This window comes from Streptosporangium sp. NPDC000563 (assembly GCF_040299985.1).
Lineage (GTDB): Bacteria > Actinomycetota > Actinomycetes > Streptosporangiales > Streptosporangiaceae > Streptosporangium.
Window position 1 is genome coordinate 126,135 of the sequence record NZ_JBEPDA010000019.1, and the last position, 16,224, is coordinate 142,358.

The following is a 16,224-nucleotide window of genomic DNA, read 5'->3' on the forward strand; positions in this document are numbered from 1 at the left end:
CCGTGAGCCGACGTTTTGACTGTATGGATGCCACCCAGCGAGCCACGGGCCTCCTGGAGGCCGCGTCCGCCCTCCAGCGGGGGGAGCTCGTGGTGCTCCCGACCGACACCGTCTACGGTGTCGGCGCCGACGCCTTCACGCCCGCCGCGGTCACCGCCCTGCTTGACGCGAAGGGACGCGGCCGTGACATGCCGGTTCCCGTGCTGGTCGGGACCGTCCGGGCCGCGAACGCCCTGGTGGAGAACCTCGGTCCGTACGGCCAGGATCTCATCGACTCCTTCTGGCCGGGACCGCTCACGCTGATCTGCCGGGCGAACCGGTCGCTGTCGTGGGATCTCGGCGACGCCAAGGGCACCGTCGCGATCCGGATGCCGCTGCACGCGGTCGCCCTCGACCTGCTCAAGGAGACCGGCCCGCTCGCCGTCTCCAGCGCCAACCGTTCGGGTGCCCCCGCGGCGACCACCGCCGCCGACGCGGAGAAGCAGCTCGGCGACTCGGTGTCGGTCTATCTCGACGCCGGGCCGTGCGAGAGCGACATCCCCTCGACGATCCTCGATCTGACCACGGCGGTGCCCAGGCTCCTGCGGCGTGGGGCGATCAGCGTGGAGAAGCTGCGCGGCGTGATCGGCTACGTCGCCACGGACGCGGGTCCGGAGCCCGGCGACTGACGGTGAGGGCGGTGTGAGGACACGGGCGAGCGCCTCCACGGGGGCGCCCCGATGTCTGAGCGCGCGTCTCCGGCATATGCCGTGATCCATGCCATCTGATTATCACCGTGACGCCGGGCTGTCTCCCCGGTACCTTGAAGTGGGCCGACACTTCCTGGGAGACGTCCATGGGCAAGTTCGAAGGAATGGACCCCAAGCTGGTCCGCGATCTGTTGTCCGAGGTTCAGCGGGCGGCCGAGCGGATGCGGGACGTCGAAGGCAAGGTCTCGCAGATGATGAGCGGGGCGGGCCTGTCCTCTCAGTCGACCCACAGACCCGTCCAGATCGCCGACGCGTGCGACGTGATGGTCCGCGACGTCTCCGCCCGCGTGGCGCTGCTGGAGAAGAGGGTCAACCAGAACGGGACGGCGCCCCCCACCGAGCCGAAGGCCGGGGACACGAAACCCGAGGCGGGTTCCCAGGGCGAGGGCGCGAAGCCGGAGACGGACGCCCAGAACGGTGCCAAGCCCGAGTCGGGCTCCCAGAACGGCGCCAAGCCGGAGAGCGGTTCTCAGAACGGGGCCAAGCCCGAGACCCCGAAGGCGGACGACCTCAAGCCGGCCGTCGGGGCGGACGACAAGCCCCGCGTCGGCGACCAGTCGGCGGAGGCCACCCAGCGCGACGATCCCAAAGACTCCTCCAAACACGACAGCAAGCCTGACTCCAAGCACGACTCCCCGAAGGCCGACGAGGCCAAGCCGGAGGCCGGTTCGAAGAGCGACGAGACCTCCCCGCGGGATGAGCGGGATGATCGGAAGGAGACGCGGAAACCCGAGGCGTCCGGGGCCGACGACCGGAAACCGGAAACGGGGTCGAAGGCCGACGAGACCTCTCCGCGCGAAGGAGAGAAGGCCAAGGAAGAGCGGGAGGGGGAGAAGGCCAAGGAGGAGCGGGAGAAGCCCAAGGAGACCGCGAAACCGACTGAGACCCCGCCGCGCGAGACCTCCAGGCCCGATCCCACGCCTGAGCCGCCCAAGGCGGAGCAGCCGCGTCCTGAGCCTCCCAGGCCCGATCCGACACCTGAGCCGCCCAAGGCCGAGGAGCCCCGTCCCGAACCTCCCAAGGCGGAGGAACCACGTCCCGAGCCTCCGAAGGCCGAGGAGCCCCGTCCTGAGCCTCCCCGCCCGGACCCCGTGCCGGAGGCTCCGAGGGACGATGCCGTGCCTCCGTCGGAGGTGTACAACCCGGACTCCCAGTCCGTACCGGACATGCCGAGGGGCGAGGACACCCGGCCGGAGGCCCCCGCGCCGGGTCGCGTCCCCGAGATGCCGAACGTCGAGGGCGCGCCCACGCCGGGTGCCCCGAACGCCGAGGGCGCGGAGGTGCCCAGGCAGGATTCCGCGCCCGCGCCGGACGTCCCCAGAACCGAGGGGACGCATCCTGAGACGCCGAGGGTCGAGGATCTGAAGCCCGCGGTTCCCGGACCGGGGGAGAACCCGCAGGGGGGAGGGCAGCCTGTCGACACCGCGCCGCGCGAGACGCCCGACCTCCCGCGTACGCCCGGGGCTCCCAACCCGGACACCGCCCCCGCGCCCGGGGCGCCGCAGGGGGACTCCACGCCCACGCCGGAGCCGCCCAGGGCCGACGACGGGGGGAGGGAGGTCATCAACTCGGGCGACACGACGCCGCGCGGGCAGGATTCGACCGGCACCGTGCCGGTGAACGATTCCGACGCCAAGGGCGACATGGGGTCCAAGGGTGATGAGACGACGCCGCGTGGGGATTCCACGGGGAACGCGCCCGTGAACGATTCCGACGCCAAGGGCGACACCGGCTCCAAGGGTGATGAGACGACGCCGCGCGGGCAGGATTCGACCGGCACCGTGCCGGTGAACGATTCCGACGCCAAGGGCGACACCGGCTCCAAGGGTGATGAGACGACGCCGCGCGGGGATTCCACGGGGAACGCGCCCGTGAACGATTCCGACGCCAAGAGTGACACCGGCTCCAAGGGCGACGAGCGCTCGCCCAGAGACGGGGGAGGGTCGTCCGGCGACACCGTTCTCGACACCCCGAGGAAGGATCACCCCGACGACATCGACCAGAGCGGCGATTCCAGGGCGAAGGTCGTGGAGGTCGACGGGGTGAAGGTGCTCCAGATCCCGCTCGACGCGCCCACGGCGGCCGAGGTCGACGAGCTGCTGAAGAACATCGAGGACATCCCGCCGCTGGAGATGCCGGGGGTCGACAACGTCTCCGTCACCGGGGGGCAGCCCGGCTGGGTCGAGCCGCACCAGCCGCTCGATTCCGCCAAGCCCGCGTACCCGCTCCTCGACACGGCGGGCCCGACCACGGACCAGACCGTCCAGCCGCCGGGCACCGGTGGCGACGCGACTCCCCAGTCCACGGGTACGACCTCGGGCGATCCCGCCCCGAGGCCCGCCGATGTGACGCAGGGAGACTCCCCTTCCCGGTCCACCGGTGAGGCCGCGCTCCGGCCCGTCGGGACGGCTTCGGGCGAGCCCGCGATCCAGACGGCGAATACGTCCTCGGGTGAGGCCGCGCGGCCGGACGGGATGCGGGTGCCGGCCGTCGGCGACGCGGTTTCCGCTGTGGCGCAGGATGCGGCGGGGGTTTCCGGACAGGCGGGAGCGGCTCCCGGGGGTGTGTCCGCGCAACCGGCCGTACAGCCGGACGCGCAGCCGCCCGTGCGACCGGACACGCAACCGGTCGCACAGCAGGACGGGGGTTCGGTCGCCCGGTGGGCGAACGACGGCAGTGACGTCGTCACCGCGGAGGCGGGTCCGCTCGACCTCGACGCGCTCAGGACGCTCGCCGACAACGCCCGCGAGATCGAACCGCTGGAGATGCCCGGCGTGAGCGTGCCCGACGGGGAGACCTGGGGCGAGGGCGCCTGGGCGCCCATGGACATCCGGCCCGACGGTCCTGCGGGTGACGTGGAGGCGGGAGATCCGCTGCGGCCTATCCCGCCTCCGGGGGACGGCCGGTGACCGTCGCGAAGGCGGCGTCGAGGCGGCGAGCGGGTGGGTGAGGGGCGCCTGGGAAGCGAAGGGCGGCAGGCGGTGAGTGTGCCGGCGGTTCGTCCTCGTCCTTGAGCGTGGTCGGCGAGTGAAGAGGGTCAGTGAGCAGGAGGCAGGGAGCGTGTCAGCGAGGGTGAGGAGCCTGTGATGTTCGTGGATCCACCCGCACCGCAGCCGATGCAGCCGGGGGAGACCCCTCCGGCCTCGGCCAGCACCGGCCTGCCGTCCCCGGACGCGGCCACGTCGTGGGAGTTCAACCCCGACTACCAGCGGCTGGTCATGATGTGGAGGCAGGTGCTCCCCGTGCTCGACACGCTGACCTCCAGCCTGGACAAGGCCTACCAGCTCGCCAGGAGCAGCGACGTCTGGGACGCGCCCGTCTCGGGCCGCTACGTCGAGGACATGACGGAGTGGCGCACCCGCCTTGGCCTCTACCGGCAGGCGGTCCTGACGTCGATCAGCGACCAGGCGGCCGACACGCCGAGGTGGGTGCCGGTCAGATCCGGAGCCCCGCACGCGTTCTCGTGAGGCGGCCCCGCCGGGGTGCCGACCCTCCGGACACGCGGTCTCGTGGGACGGTTCTCCGGGCGGCGTCGCGCCTGCCTGACGGGTGTTCCTGCGATGCGGTCTCTGCGATGAGGGCGCTCCCTCGCGACACGCCTTCCGGGGCGGCACGTCCTTGACCTGGGACAACCGGGGGCGGGCGGGCTTACAGTGGGGGTGAGTCGTCGTCTTCGGGGTGTGAGCCATGGGCGCAGAACCGTACTACGGGCCGGATTTCGGTCTTCTGCAGCGCGAGGACCCGGAGATCGCGAGTGTGCTCCTCGACGAGCTCGACCGGCTCCGTGGCGGCGTCCAGCTGATCGCGAGCGAGAACTTCACCTCACCCGCCGTGCTCGCCGCGCTCGGCTCGACGCTCACCAACAAGTACGCCGAGGGTTATCCCGGCAGGCGTTACTACGCCGGGTGCGAGGTCGTCGACCGGGCCGAGCGGCTCGCGATCGACCGCGCCAAGCTGCTGTTCGGCGCCGAGCACGTCAACGTGCAGCCCCACTCCGGCGCCTCGGCGAACCTGGCCGCCTACGCGGCCCTGCTCCAGCCCGGCGACACCATGCTCGCGATGGAGCTGTCGCACGGCGGCCACCTCACCCACGGCTCCAAGGTCAACTTCTCGGGACGCTGGTTCGACGTCGTGGCGTACGGCGTGCGCAGGGACACCGAGCTGATCGACTACGACGAGGTGAGGGAGCTGGCGCTTCGGCACCAGCCCAAGATGATCATTTGTGGCGCCACCGCCTATCCGCGTGAGATCGACTTCGCCGCTTTCCGCGGGATCGCGGACGAGGTGGGCGCCTGGCTGCTCGCGGACGTCGCGCACACCGTCGGCCTGATGGCCGGACTGGCCCTGCCGTCCGCCGTGCCGTACGCGGACGTGGTGACCTTCACCACGCACAAGGCGCTGCGCGGTCCGAGAGGCGGCGGGATCATGTGCACGGAGGAGCTGGGACCCAGGATCGATCGCGCGGTCTTCCCGTTCGTGCAGGGGGGCCCGCTCATGCACGCGGTGGCGGCCAAGGCGGTCGCGTTCGGCGAGGCGCTGCGGCCGGAGTTCGCGCAGTACGCGCGACAGGTGGTGGCGAACGCCCAGGTGCTGGCCGAGGCGCTCGCCGCCGAGGGCATGCGGCCGGTCTCCGGGGGCACCGACAGCCATCTGGCGCTGATCGATCTGCGCGATGTCGGGATCTCCGGAGCGGTGGCCGAGCAGCGGTGCCAGGCGGCCGGGATCACGCTGAACCGCAACGCGATCCCCTACGATCCCGAGCCGCCCACGGTGACCTCGGGGATCCGGGTCGGCACCCCCTGCGTCACGACTCAGGGAATGGGCCCCGAGGAGATGAAGGAAGTGGCCTCGATGGTCGCGCAGGCCGTCCGAGATCCGGACGCGACGGGGGAGATACGGGAGCGCGTCGAGGTGTTGACGAGGGCTCATCAGATATATCCCAGCGAACTATGAGCTGTTCTGTGTCGTTTTCCGGTCACAGGTGGCCGGACTATCCGCGAAACTGGTTCCGTGCGCGAATACCTACTCATGGCGCTCGTCGCGGCCGCGGTGACGTACCTGCTGGTTCCCCTGATCCGCGTTTTCGCCGTTCGGATCGGCGCCATGCCCGAGGTTCGCAGCCGTGACGTGCACACCACGCCCACCCCCAGGCTCGGTGGCCTGGCGATGTACGGTGGCCTGGTCGCCGGTCTGCTGATCGCCGGAGAGCTGCCCTACGCCGGGGGCAAGCTGGCGGCCGAGGGCCAGGGCAAGACCGTGATCGCGCTGATCGCCGCAGGTGGCCTGATCACGCTGACCGGCTTCCTGGACGACTGGCTGGGTATGGACGCGCTGGTCAAGCTCGCCGGGCAGATCGGCGCCGCGGGGGTGCTCGTCACCTTCGGTGTCAGCCTGCCGTGGCTCCCGCTGCCCACCGCGCTGGGCGGGCAGACCATCCTGGACTCGACGCTGAGCCCGCTGATCACGATCCTGATCGTGGTCGTCATGATCAACGCGGTCAACTTCGTCGACGGGCTCGACGGGCTCGCCGCGGGGATCGTCGGCATCGCCGCGATGGCCACGTGGACGTACTCGGTGGCCCTGTCGAAGGACTACGGCAACACCAGCATCAACGCGACGGCGGTCATCGCCTCGGTGCTCATCGGGATCTGCCTCGGCTTCCTGCCGCACAACTTCCACCCGGCGAAGATCTTCATGGGCGACACGGGGGCGATGCTGATCGGCCTGGTCCTCGCCTCCACGATGATCCTGGTCACGCCGCTCGACTCCAGCAGCATCAACCGTTTCCCCGTCATCCTTCCCCTGCTCGTGCCGGTCGCGATCCTGGTGCTCCCGCTGTTGGACCTGATCATGGCGGTGATCCGGCGCACGTCCAACGGCCTGTCGCCGTTCTCACCCGACCGGGGGCATCTGCACCATCGGCTGCTGGACATCGGCCACTCGCACCGCCGCAGCGTCATGATCATGTACGCGTGGACCTTCCTGTTCGCCTTCGCGGTCGTGGCGCTGTCCATCGAGGGCGTCCCGCTCATCCTGTTCCCGCTCACCGTGCTGCTCGCGATCGGTGTGCTGGTGATGATGGCGCTGCCCCGCTGGCGCGCCCGCCGCGACCTCGGCGGGGCCGAGGGGGAGGCCGAGGGGGGGACCGAGGGGCGTGGTGGGCCGGATCCCGCCTCTCCCACGGGTCCCGCGGGTCCGGCGGAGGGGCCGGGGCGGCACGCGCGTCCCGGCGGGCAGCCGCACCGGGGCAGGCCCCATCCGTATCCCTCGGAGGCGTCGGGACCCCGTCCGGCCGCCGCCGGCGACGACACGGCGACGCTCTCGGCGCTGCCCGACCTGTCGCTCAGCGCTCCCCGTCAGGGTTTCTCGAACTCTGAGACGCCGCTTTGAGCCGTTTTCACCAACACCTTGATCGTTTACTTGAAACAGCAGGTAAAGGCGGCCTTCCGAGAGCTTGTGATAGCTTTCACTAACGGGTCCGGGGGCCGGCCGGATCTACGACGTAGCAATCGCTCGCTTGATAACAGCCACAGGGAGTGCCGATGCAGGCCAACGACGTGCGCGTCCTCAAAGGGGCCGTGATACCCACCGCCGCCGCGGGCGTGGTCGTCGTGCTCGCGGCGACGCTGCTCTCCGGTGGCAAGGGGGCGCTGGGGGCCGCGCTCGGCCTCCTGGTGGTGGCGGTCTTCTTCACGGTGAGCCTGGTCGCGGTCTCCTACGCGAGCAGGATCTCTCCCGCCATGATGATGGTCGCCGCGATCGTCACCTACGCGGTGAAGGTCCTGATCATCATGGCGCTCCTTAAAACTTTCGAGAGTGCCACGGCCTTCGAGCCCCGCGCCTTCGGCTGGTCGGCGATCATCTGCACCGTCGTCTGGACGGCCGGTGAGATGTGGGGGTTCATGAAGACGAAGATGCTCTACGTCGACCCGAGTGCGACCGTTCCCGGTCGGGGTGACCCCCGGTGAGGCGTATTATGACCGGGCGGTGGGCACCCGATATGACTAGTCATCTGCCTGGCTGCTATTGTCATGCCCGCAATGAGCGAACAAGAACGCAGGCCCGAGAGCGATGGCCGCGACTTCGCCAATGCTGCCTGGTCGGTTCCCAGTTACATTCTCTCCGGGATCATTCTGTACGGCGGCGGTGGTTGGTTGCTGAGCCGTTGGACCGGCGTGGCTGTGTTCACACCGATCGGAGTGATCGTCGGTGTCGTTCTCGCCATCTACCTGGTCTACCGGAAATACGGTCGCTGACCTCGCGCGGCGGTCGCTTCGCTGAGGAAGCAATCTTGATCCACTACCACGTTGAAGGGAACGCCGCGTGAAGGCGCTGACGGTCCTCGCCGCCGACGAGTTCAAGGCCCCCGGGCTTGAGCTGTTCGATCTCCCCCCGATCATTCCCGGCGTCGCCTGGTTCACCAAGCCGGTCCTGCTCGCCCTGCTGAGCTCGCTCCTGGTCATAGCCTTCTGCTGGTCGGCCTTCGCCAACCCGAAGCTGGTCCCCAGGGGCATCCAGAACATCGGCGAGGTCGGCTACACGTTCGTCCGCGACCAGGTGGCCCGCCCCTTCCTCGGTAAGGACGCCGACCGCTGGATGGGCCTGCTGCTGAGCCTGTTCTTCCTGGTCTGGATCTGGAACCTGATGGGGGTCGTCCCCTTCCTGCAGTTCCCGGTCGCCTCGCACATCGCCTTCCCGATCGTCCTGGCGGTGAGCATCTACGTGCTGAAGATCTACCTGGGTGTGAAGCACCAGGGCGGTATCGGCTACTTCAAGAACATGATGTTCCCGCCCGGCCTGCCCAAGCCGATCTACCTGCTGCTCGCGCCGATCGAGTTCCTCTCCAACATGATCGTGGCGCCGTTCACCCACGCCGTGCGACTCTTCGCCAACATGTTCGCGGGCCACATCATCCTCGCCTTCTTCAGCGCCGTCGGTTTCTGGTTCCTCTTCGAGCAGCTCACGCCGCTCGGGGCCCCGGTCGGTGTCGTCGGCGTCATCATGACGATCGCGATGACCGGGTTCGAGATGTTCATCCAGTTCCTCCAGGCCTTCCTGTTCGCGCTGCTCGCCGCGATGTACATCGGCGGCTCGCTGCACGCCGAGCACTAAGACCCTTCTCGTCCAGTTCAGACCGGTGAGACTCGTTCACCGGCCATCTTGTAAAGGAAACAGCAATGAACGTCATCGCTGAGGTCTCCGGCAACATCGGTTCCATCGGTTACGGACTCGCCACGCTCGGCCCCGGCATCGGTGTCGGTCTCATCTTCGGTAACGGTCTGCAGGCCATCGCCCGCCAGCCCGAGACCTACGGCCTGATCCGCCAGAACATGCTGCTGGGCTTCGTGCTCGTCGAGGCGCTGGCCCTGATCGGTCTTGTCGCGCCGTTCATCTACGGCCTCTGATAGAAAACACCCTGACGGAAGGCTGCATCGATGACTACCGCAGCTAAGCTCCTGGCGGCCGAGGGCAACAGTCCGCTCATGCCGCACCTCTACGAGCTGGTCGTCGGCGGTTTCGCGTTCTTCGTCGTCCTCTTCGTCGTCGGTAAGATCCTCACCCCGCGCATCCAGAAGACCCTGGCCGAGCGGACCGACGCGATCGAGGGCGGCATCAAGCGAGCCGAGGACGCCCAGGCCGAGGCCCAGGCGCTGCTCAAGCAGTACAAGGACCAGCTCTCCGAAGCCCGTCACGAAGCCTCGCGGCTGCGTGAGGAGGCCCGCGAGCAGGGCGCGCAGATCAAGGCCGAGCTCCGCGAGGAGGCGCAGGCCGAGGCCCGCCGCCTGGTCGAGGCCGCGCACCTGCAGATCGAGGCCGACCGCCAGCAGGCGTTCGCCCAGCTCCGCACCGAGCTCGGCCGCCTGTCGATCGAGCTCGCCGGCCGCATCGTCGGGGAGTCCCTGGAGGACGAGGCGCGTCAGCGCCGTACCGTCGACAGGTTCCTTGAGGAGCTCGAGTCGAGCAGCGCGGCGGTCCGCTGATGACGCGGCGAACCGGGCGTGACGCGCGAGTGTCGGTGAGCAGCCGATGAGGGGCCTGAGCAGGGCCTCGCTGGCCGAGGTCGAAGAGCGCTTCAACGCCGTGGCGGGAAGCGCCGACCTCGGCACGCTGGCCGACGAGCTTTTCTCGGTCGCCGACCTGCTGGACCGTGAGCACGGGCTCCGCCGCAACCTCTCCGACCCCGCACGTCCCGCGGCCCAGAAGGCGCAGGTCGTACGGGTGCTGCTGGAGGGCAAGATCAGCGGTGCCGCGCTGGAGACGGTCATCGCGGCCGTGTCCGCCAAGTGGGCGCGCCTGGGCGACCTGGCCGACGCGCTGGAGCGCCTCGGCGTCATCGCCGCCGCGGCCGAGGCGGAGGCACAGGGCAGGCTCGACGACGTCGAGGACGAGCTGTTCAGGTTCGGGCGGATCACCGCCTCGAACCTGGAGCTTTACCGGACCTTGACGGCGCCGGCGGCCCCGGCACCGGCCAAGCGGGAGCTGCTGAACTCCCTCCTGGCAGGAAAGGTGGCCCCCACCACCCTGCGCCTGCTCATCCAGCTTGTGCTGCATCCGAGAGGACGTAGCCTGGACAGTGGGCTTGCCGAGTTCGGCAGGCTGGTCGCCGCCCAGCGGCAGCGCCTCGTCGCGGTGGTGCGCAGCGCCGTCGTGCTCTCGGAGGTGCAGAAGCAGCGTCTCGCCACGTGGCTGCGCACCTCGTACGGCCGCGACGTTCATCTGAACGTCGAGGTGGATCCGCGGGTGCTGGGAGGGTTCTCGGTCCACATCGGGGACGACCTCATCGACACCACCATCGCGGGACGAATCGAAGAAGTCCGCCGCCGGTTGGCCGGCTAGGCGAATAGGGAGACTGAAGAGAGATGGCGGAGCTTACGATCCGGCCGGACGAGATCCGGGACGCACTTGAGCGCTTCGTCCAGGCGTACGAGCCGGAAGGTGCCGCGCGCGAGGAGATCGGGACCGTCGTCGACTGCGGCGACGGTATCGCCCATGTCTCCGGCCTTCCCTCGGCGATGGCGAACGAGCTGCTTGAGTTCGAGGACGGCACGCGTGGCCTGGCACTGAACCTGGACGTCCGAGAGATCGGTGTCGTCGTTCTGGGTGACTTCAGCAAGATCGAGGAGGGCCAGTCGGTCCGCCGGACGGGCGAGGTCCTGTCCGTGCCGGTCGGCGACGGCTTCCTCGGCCGGGTGGTCGACCCGCTGGGCGTCCCCCTGGACGGCAAGGGCGCGATCGAGGCCGAGGGCCTGCGCGCCCTCGAACTCCAGGCCCCCTCGGTGGTCCAGCGCCAGCCGGTGAAGGAGCCGCTGCAGACCGGCCTCAAGGCGGTCGACGCCATGACGCCGATCGGCCGCGGCCAGCGCCAGCTGATCATCGGTGACCGTGGCACGGGCAAGACCGCCGTCGCCGTGGACACCATCCTCAACCAGCGGGAGAACTGGCTCTCCGGCGACCCCGACAAGCAGGTTCTCTGCGTCTACGTCGCGGTCGGCCAGAAGGGCTCCACGATCGCCCAGGTCAAGGGCCGCCTTGAGGAGGCGGGCGCGATGGAGTACACCACCATCGTCGCCGCTCCGGCCTCCGACCCGGCCGGCTACAAGTACCTCGCGCCCTACACCGGTTCGGCCATCGGCCAGCACTGGATGTACCAGGGTAAGCACGTCCTCATCGTCTTCGACGACCTGACCAAGCAGGCCGACGCCTACCGCGCGGTCTCCCTCCTGCTGCGCCGTCCGCCGGGCCGTGAGGCGTTCCCCGGCGACGTCTTCTACTTGCACTCCCGTCTCCTTGAGCGCTGCGCGAAGCTCTCCAAGGACATGGGGTCCGGCTCGATGACCGGCCTGCCGATCATCGAGACGAAGGGCAACGACGTCTCGGCGTTCATCCCCACCAACGTCATCTCCATCACCGACGGCCAGTGCTTCCTCGAGACCGACCTGTTCAACGCGGGTGTGCGTCCGGCCATCAACGTCGGTGTCTCCGTCTCCCGAGTCGGCGGCTCGGCGCAGATCAAGGCGATGAAGAAGGTCGCCGGCACCCTGCGTCTGTCGCTGTCGCAGTTCCGTGACCTGGAGGCCTTCGCCTCCTTCGCCTCCGACCTGGACGCGGCCTCCCGCGCCCAGCTGGAGCGCGGTCAGCGCCTGGTCGAGCTGCTCAAGCAGGCCCAGTACAGCCCGTTCCCCGTCGAGAAGCAGGTCGTGTCGGTCTGGGCCGGCACCACCGGTGAGCTCGACGACGTCCCGGTCGAGGACATCCGCCGCTTCGAGTCGGAGTTCCTCGACTACCTGGGCCGTGAGAACAAGGGCGTCTTCGACGGCATCCGCGAGACCCGTGACCTGTCCGACGACACGGTGACCGTCCTCAAGGACGCCATCACCGAGTTCAAGAAGAGCTTCGAGACCTCCTCCGGTGAGTACCTGGTCAACGACGAGCCGGTCGCCGCGCTCGGCGAGGCCGAGGTCGGCCAGGAGAAGATCACGAAGCGAGTCCGCTCGGTGGAGAAGAAGTAGCCGATGGGTGCCCAGCTAAGACTGCTGCGGCGGAGGATCAAGTCGGTCAAGTCCACGGCGAAGATCACCCGCGCCCAAGAGCTCATCGCCTCGTCCCGCATCGTCAAGGCCCAGCAGCGGATGCAGGCCGCGGTGCCGTACGAGCGCGAGATCACCCACGCCGTCACGAGCGTGGTCAGCAACACCACCGTCACCGACCATCCGCTGACGGTGGCCAAGGAGCAGCCCTCCAGGGCCGCCGTCCTGATCGTCACCAGCGACAGCGGCTTCTGCGGCGGCTTCAACGCCAACATCCTTCGCGAGGCGGAGGCGCTCGGCAACCTGCTCAGGGACAGGGGCGTCGAGCCCGTGCCCTACGTGACGGGTCGCAAGGGCGTCGCCTGGCACACCTTCCGCAACCGTGAGATGGGCGGGCAGTGGACGGGGTTCTCCCGTAAGCCCGCCTACTCCGACGCCAAGGAGATCGCCGGCGCGTTGATCGAGGCGTTCTCGAACGACGACGGGGTGGACGAGATCCACATCGTCTCCACCGAGTTCGTCTCGATGCTGACGCAGGAGGTCGTGGTCAAGCGGATCCTCCCGCTGGAGGTCGAGGAGAGCGTGGAGGAGGCGTCCGACACGCCGCTTCCCTACTTCGAGTTCGAGCCCAACGCGGGCGAGGTCCTCGACACGCTGCTGCCGCGTTACGTGGAGTCGCGCATCTTCAGCGCGCTGCTCCAGTCGGCGGCCTCGGAGGAGGCTTCGCGCCGCCGGGCGATGAAGTCGGCCACCGACAACGCCAACGAGCTCATCCGCGTGTTCACCCAGCAGATGAACCAGGTCCGCCAGGCCGAGATCACCCAGGAAATCAGCGAGATCGTCGGTGGCGCGAACGCGCTGGCCGACTCCGCAGCGGGGAAAGAGTGAAATGACTGCACAGACTGTTGAGACCGGCGTGGGCCGCGTCGCGCGGGTCACCGGTCCCGTCGTCGACGTGGAGTTCCCCGTCGAGGCGATGCCCGAGATCTACAACGCCCTCAAGGTCGACGTCGAGCTCCAGGGTGAGGCGAAGGTCCTCACCCTGGAGGTCGCCCAGCACCTGGGTGACAACCTCGTCCGCGCGATCTCCATGCAGCCCACCGACGGCCTCACCCGTGGCGCCCCGGTGACCGACACCGGCGCGGCCATCTCGGTCCCCGTCGGCGACGTCGTCAAGGGCCACGTGTGGAGCACCCTGGGCGAGTCGCTGGACGTCGAGACCTCTTCGCTCCAGATCAGCGAGCGCTGGGGCATCCACCGCCCTTCGCCCTCCTTCGACACCCTTGAGTCGCGCACCGAGATGCTGACCACCGGCATCAAGGTCATCGACCTGCTCACCCCGTACGTGCAGGGCGGCAAGATCGGCCTGTTCGGCGGCGCGGGCGTGGGCAAGACCGTTCTGATCCAGGAGATGATCCGCCGGGTCGCCCGCAACTTCGGTGGCACCTCGGTGTTCGCCGGCGTCGGCGAGCGCACCCGTGAGGGCAACGACCTCTGGCTGGAGATGGAGGAGGCGAACGTCCTCAAGGACACCGCCCTCGTCTTCGGCCAAATGGACGAGCCCCCGGGCACCCGTCTGCGCGTCGCGCTCTCCGCCCTGACCATGGCGGAGTACTTCCGTGACGTCCAGAAGCAGGACGTGCTGCTGTTCATCGACAACATCTTCCGGTTCACCCAGGCCGGCTCCGAGGTGTCCACCCTGCTCGGCCGTATGCCGTCCGCGGTGGGTTACCAGCCGACCCTCGCCGACGAGATGGGTGTTCTCCAGGAGCGCATCACCTCGACCCGCGGTCACTCGATCACCTCCATGCAGGCGATCTACGTCCCCGCGGACGACATCACCGACCCGGCCCCGCACAACGCGTTCGCGCACCTCGACGCGCAGACCGTGCTCTCGCGGCCGATCTCGGAGAAGGGCATCTACCCCGCGGTGGACCCGCTCGACTCCACCTCGCGGATCCTCGACCCGCTGATCGTCGGCGAGGAGCACTACCGCGTGGCCCAGGAGACCAAGCGGATCCTGCAGAAGTACAAGGAACTGCAGGACATCATCGCGATCCTCGGTATCGACGAGCTCTCGGAAGAGGACAAGGTCACCGTCAACCGGGCCCGTCGTATCGAGCGTTTCCTGTCCCACCCGATGTACGCCGCCGAGGCGTTCACCGGTCAGCCCGGCGAGAACGTCCCGCTGGACGAGACCATCGCCTCGTTCAAGGGTCTGTGCGCCGGCGACTACGACCACCTGCCCGAGCAGGCGTTCTTCATGGTCGGCGGCATCGACCAGGCCGTGGCCAAGGCCAAGGAACTCGCCCGCTAGTCGCCTTCGGCGCCGGTACGGTCACGCGGCCGTACCGGCGCCTGGTTCGATAAGGAACTGGAGAGAAAGTGGCGAAGCTGCGAGTAGGCGTCGTCTCCCCGGAGCGTGAGATCTGGTCCGGGGAGGCCGACATGGTCATTGCCAAGACCGTCGACGGCGAGATCGGTATCATGCCTAAGCACGCGCCCGTGCTCGGCGTTCTCGTCGAGGGCGGGTTGCTGAAGATCAAGCGAGGCAACGGCGAGGCCGATCTCGTCGCCGCCGTCCACGGAGGGTTCCTCTCGGTGGCCGACGACGAGGTGTCGGTTCTGGCCGAGGTGGCCGAGCTGGGTTCCGAGATCGATGTCGCCCGCGCGAAGAGCGCGCTGGAACGGGCTCAGGCCTCGGTCGAATCCGAGCAGGAAGACGCGGACGCGGCCGCCGGGGCGAGGCGTGCCAGGGCCCGGTTGCGCGCGGCCGGGGAAGAAGTCGGATAAATTCTGCTTCTTAGGCTGTACGCGCTTTTGGGGGGCGAGCAGACATGGTGGTGGATGTTCTCATCGTGCTGGGGCTGCTCGTCGCCCTCCTGGGCCTTCGGGTTCTGATACTCACCCGCTCCCGGGGATCGGTGCTCTGTTGTCTGCGCTCCCTGTCGAAGAAGCGGGGCTGGCGGGTCGGGGTGGCCCGCTACGCCGACGGCCACCTCAACTGGATTCCGCTCATAGGTCTGCTCCCAAGGCCGCGCCACGTCATCGTGAGGCGCGGCCTTGTGGTTTCCGGACGGCGCAAGGTCGGGTCCGGTGAGTTCTTCGGGTTCATCGAGGGCGTGACGGCGATCGAGTGCCGCAACGGGAATGACGCCTTCGAGCTCGCGATGGGATACCGGGCACTGACGGGCTTCGTCGCCTGGCTGGAGTCCGCCCCGCCCAGCGCCTACCTCGACGTCGCCTGACCCACCTGCCCGGCGGCACCCGCCGGGCCGGGCGCGATCCTCGCTCTCCGCGTGTGCCGACGGGTTTCTCCGTGGGGATCCGTCGGCGCTCGCTCTCAGCGGGTGCCGCCGGGTTTCCAGAGGATCTCGTCGCCGCCCGCGGCCACCCGGCAGAGGATGAACATCAGATCACTCAGCCGGTTGAGGTACTTCGCGGTGAGCGGGTTGACGTCGTCGTGGGCCTCCATGGCCGACCAGGCGGTCCGCTCGGCCCGCCGGACCACGGTCCTGGCGACGTGGAGCGCGGCCACGGCCGGGGTGCCGCCGGGCAGGATGAAGCTGCGCAGCGGCGTGAGGCGTTCGTTGAACTCGTCGCACCGCGCCTCCAGCCAGTCGATGTAGGAGGGCTCGACGCGCAGCGGGGGGAACTCGGGGTTCTCCACGACCGGGGCGCACAGGTCGGCCCCGACGTCGAACAGTTCGTTCTGGATCCGGCTGAGGACGGCGGTGATGTCCGCCTCCAGGGTCCCCGCGGCGAGGGCGACGCCGATCGCGGCGTTCGCCTCCTCGACGTCCGCGTAGGCGGCCAGGCGCGGATCGGTCTTGCGAGTGCGGCTCATGTCGCCGAGCGCGGTCGTGCCGTCGTCCCCGGTACGGGTGTAGATCTTCGAGAGCACCACCGGGTTGTCTCTGTCAGCTCGCGTCATGAGGCTCAGCGTA

Annotated in this window: 17 protein-coding genes; 16 read left to right on the forward strand and 1 reads right to left on the reverse strand. The window is 68.9% G+C overall.

Annotated features, from left to right (window positions below):
* The first annotated feature begins 2 nt into the window (after window positions 1–2).
* From ABT352_RS31195 to ABT352_RS31270, 16 genes are all read left to right on the forward strand, one after another.
* Window positions 3–668: an L-threonylcarbamoyladenylate synthase gene (locus tag ABT352_RS31195; protein ID WP_350948557.1), complete on the forward strand. Its 666-nt coding sequence runs from the start codon at window positions 3–5 to the stop codon at window positions 666–668.
* Between the two features lie 167 nt (window positions 669–835).
* Window positions 836–3,658 carry a hypothetical protein gene (locus tag ABT352_RS31200; RefSeq protein WP_350948558.1) on the forward strand — a complete coding sequence of 941 codons (2,823 nt, stop codon included), beginning with the start codon at window positions 836–838 and terminating at the stop codon, window positions 3,656–3,658.
* Window positions 3,659–3,835: 177 nt separating this feature from the next.
* Window positions 3,836–4,216 carry a hypothetical protein gene (locus ABT352_RS31205; RefSeq protein WP_350948559.1) on the forward strand — a complete coding sequence of 127 codons (381 nt, stop codon included), beginning with the start codon at window positions 3,836–3,838 and terminating at the stop codon, window positions 4,214–4,216.
* Between the two features lie 220 nt (window positions 4,217–4,436).
* Window positions 4,437–5,702, forward strand: coding sequence for a serine hydroxymethyltransferase (glyA, locus tag ABT352_RS31210; protein ID WP_350948560.1), 1,266 nt, complete (start codon window positions 4,437–4,439; stop codon window positions 5,700–5,702).
* Window positions 5,703–5,759: 57 nt separating this feature from the next.
* A complete protein-coding gene (locus tag ABT352_RS31215; protein WP_350948561.1) occupies window positions 5,760–7,139 on the forward strand; it encodes a glycosyltransferase family 4 protein in 1,380 nt (459 codons plus the stop codon).
* 152 nt (window positions 7,140–7,291) lie between these two features.
* Window positions 7,292–7,717: a Cg1360 family ATP-synthase-associated protein gene (locus tag ABT352_RS31220; RefSeq protein ID WP_350948562.1), complete on the forward strand. Its 426-nt coding sequence runs from the start codon at window positions 7,292–7,294 to the stop codon at window positions 7,715–7,717.
* 72 nt (window positions 7,718–7,789) lie between these two features.
* The gene (locus ABT352_RS31225) at window positions 7,790–8,005 is read left to right on the forward strand and encodes an AtpZ/AtpI family protein (RefSeq protein ID WP_343975662.1); all 216 of its coding nucleotides are present in this window, start codon (window positions 7,790–7,792) and stop codon (window positions 8,003–8,005) included.
* 67 nt (window positions 8,006–8,072) lie between these two features.
* Window positions 8,073–8,861: a F0F1 ATP synthase subunit A gene (gene atpB, locus ABT352_RS31230; RefSeq protein WP_350948563.1), complete on the forward strand. Its 789-nt coding sequence runs from the start codon at window positions 8,073–8,075 to the stop codon at window positions 8,859–8,861.
* Between the two features lie 65 nt (window positions 8,862–8,926).
* Complete coding sequence (gene atpE, locus ABT352_RS31235) at window positions 8,927–9,154, forward strand: ATP synthase F0 subunit C (protein ID WP_350948564.1); 228 nt, start codon at window positions 8,927–8,929, stop codon at window positions 9,152–9,154.
* A 30-nt stretch (window positions 9,155–9,184) separates the two neighbouring features.
* The gene (locus ABT352_RS31240) at window positions 9,185–9,730 is read left to right on the forward strand and encodes a F0F1 ATP synthase subunit B (RefSeq protein WP_350948565.1); all 546 of its coding nucleotides are present in this window, start codon (window positions 9,185–9,187) and stop codon (window positions 9,728–9,730) included.
* Window positions 9,731–9,776: 46 nt separating this feature from the next.
* Entirely contained in the window at window positions 9,777–10,586 is an 810-nt protein-coding gene (locus ABT352_RS31245; protein ID WP_350948566.1) for a F0F1 ATP synthase subunit delta, read from the forward strand.
* 23 nt (window positions 10,587–10,609) lie between these two features.
* Window positions 10,610–12,259 (forward strand): F0F1 ATP synthase subunit alpha, encoded by a 1,650-nt coding sequence (atpA, locus tag ABT352_RS31250; RefSeq protein WP_350948567.1) that lies wholly within the window; start codon window positions 10,610–10,612, stop codon window positions 12,257–12,259.
* Between the two features lie 3 nt (window positions 12,260–12,262).
* Window positions 12,263–13,165, forward strand: coding sequence for a F0F1 ATP synthase subunit gamma (locus ABT352_RS31255; RefSeq protein WP_350948568.1), 903 nt, complete (start codon window positions 12,263–12,265; stop codon window positions 13,163–13,165).
* A gap of 1 nt (window position 13,166) precedes the next feature.
* Entirely contained in the window at window positions 13,167–14,594 is a 1,428-nt protein-coding gene (atpD, locus tag ABT352_RS31260) for a F0F1 ATP synthase subunit beta (RefSeq protein ID WP_350948569.1), read from the forward strand.
* Between the two features lie 68 nt (window positions 14,595–14,662).
* Entirely contained in the window at window positions 14,663–15,070 is a 408-nt protein-coding gene (locus ABT352_RS31265; protein ID WP_350948570.1) for a F0F1 ATP synthase subunit epsilon, read from the forward strand.
* Window positions 15,071–15,114: 44 nt separating this feature from the next.
* The gene (locus ABT352_RS31270) at window positions 15,115–15,525 is read left to right on the forward strand and encodes a DUF2550 domain-containing protein (RefSeq protein ID WP_350948571.1); all 411 of its coding nucleotides are present in this window, start codon (window positions 15,115–15,117) and stop codon (window positions 15,523–15,525) included.
* A 95-nt stretch (window positions 15,526–15,620) separates the two neighbouring features.
* Here ABT352_RS31270 and ABT352_RS31275 read toward each other — a convergent pair whose 3' ends face one another.
* Window positions 15,621–16,211 (reverse strand): cob(I)yrinic acid a,c-diamide adenosyltransferase, encoded by a 591-nt coding sequence (locus tag ABT352_RS31275; protein WP_350948572.1) that lies wholly within the window; start codon window positions 16,209–16,211, stop codon window positions 15,621–15,623.
* Window positions 16,212–16,224 lie beyond the last annotated feature (13 nt).

Excerpts from the sequence above, each read along its gene's own strand:
- ABT352_RS31270 (WP_350948571.1), top strand. The coding sequence starts at position 15,115 with ATGGTGGTGGATGTTCTCATCGTGCTGGGGCTGCTCGTCGCCCTCCTG.
- atpD (WP_350948569.1), top strand. The coding sequence starts at position 13,167 with ATGACTGCACAGACTGTTGAGACCGGCGTGGGCCGCGTCGCGCGGGTC.
- ABT352_RS31275 (WP_350948572.1), bottom strand. The coding sequence starts at position 16,211 with ATGACGCGAGCTGACAGAGACAACCCGGTGGTGCTCTCGAAGATCTAC.
- atpE (WP_350948564.1), top strand. The coding sequence starts at position 8,927 with ATGAACGTCATCGCTGAGGTCTCCGGCAACATCGGTTCCATCGGTTAC.
- ABT352_RS31220 (WP_350948562.1), top strand. The coding sequence starts at position 7,292 with ATGCAGGCCAACGACGTGCGCGTCCTCAAAGGGGCCGTGATACCCACC.
- glyA (WP_350948560.1), top strand. The coding sequence starts at position 4,437 with ATGGGCGCAGAACCGTACTACGGGCCGGATTTCGGTCTTCTGCAGCGC.
- ABT352_RS31240 (WP_350948565.1), top strand. The coding sequence starts at position 9,185 with ATGACTACCGCAGCTAAGCTCCTGGCGGCCGAGGGCAACAGTCCGCTC.
- atpA (WP_350948567.1), top strand. The coding sequence starts at position 10,610 with ATGGCGGAGCTTACGATCCGGCCGGACGAGATCCGGGACGCACTTGAG.
- ABT352_RS31245 (WP_350948566.1), top strand. The coding sequence starts at position 9,777 with ATGAGGGGCCTGAGCAGGGCCTCGCTGGCCGAGGTCGAAGAGCGCTTC.
- ABT352_RS31225 (WP_343975662.1), top strand. The coding sequence starts at position 7,790 with ATGAGCGAACAAGAACGCAGGCCCGAGAGCGATGGCCGCGACTTCGCC.
- ABT352_RS31200 (WP_350948558.1), top strand. The coding sequence starts at position 836 with ATGGGCAAGTTCGAAGGAATGGACCCCAAGCTGGTCCGCGATCTGTTG.
- ABT352_RS31255 (WP_350948568.1), top strand. The coding sequence starts at position 12,263 with ATGGGTGCCCAGCTAAGACTGCTGCGGCGGAGGATCAAGTCGGTCAAG.
- ABT352_RS31205 (WP_350948559.1), top strand. The coding sequence starts at position 3,836 with ATGTTCGTGGATCCACCCGCACCGCAGCCGATGCAGCCGGGGGAGACC.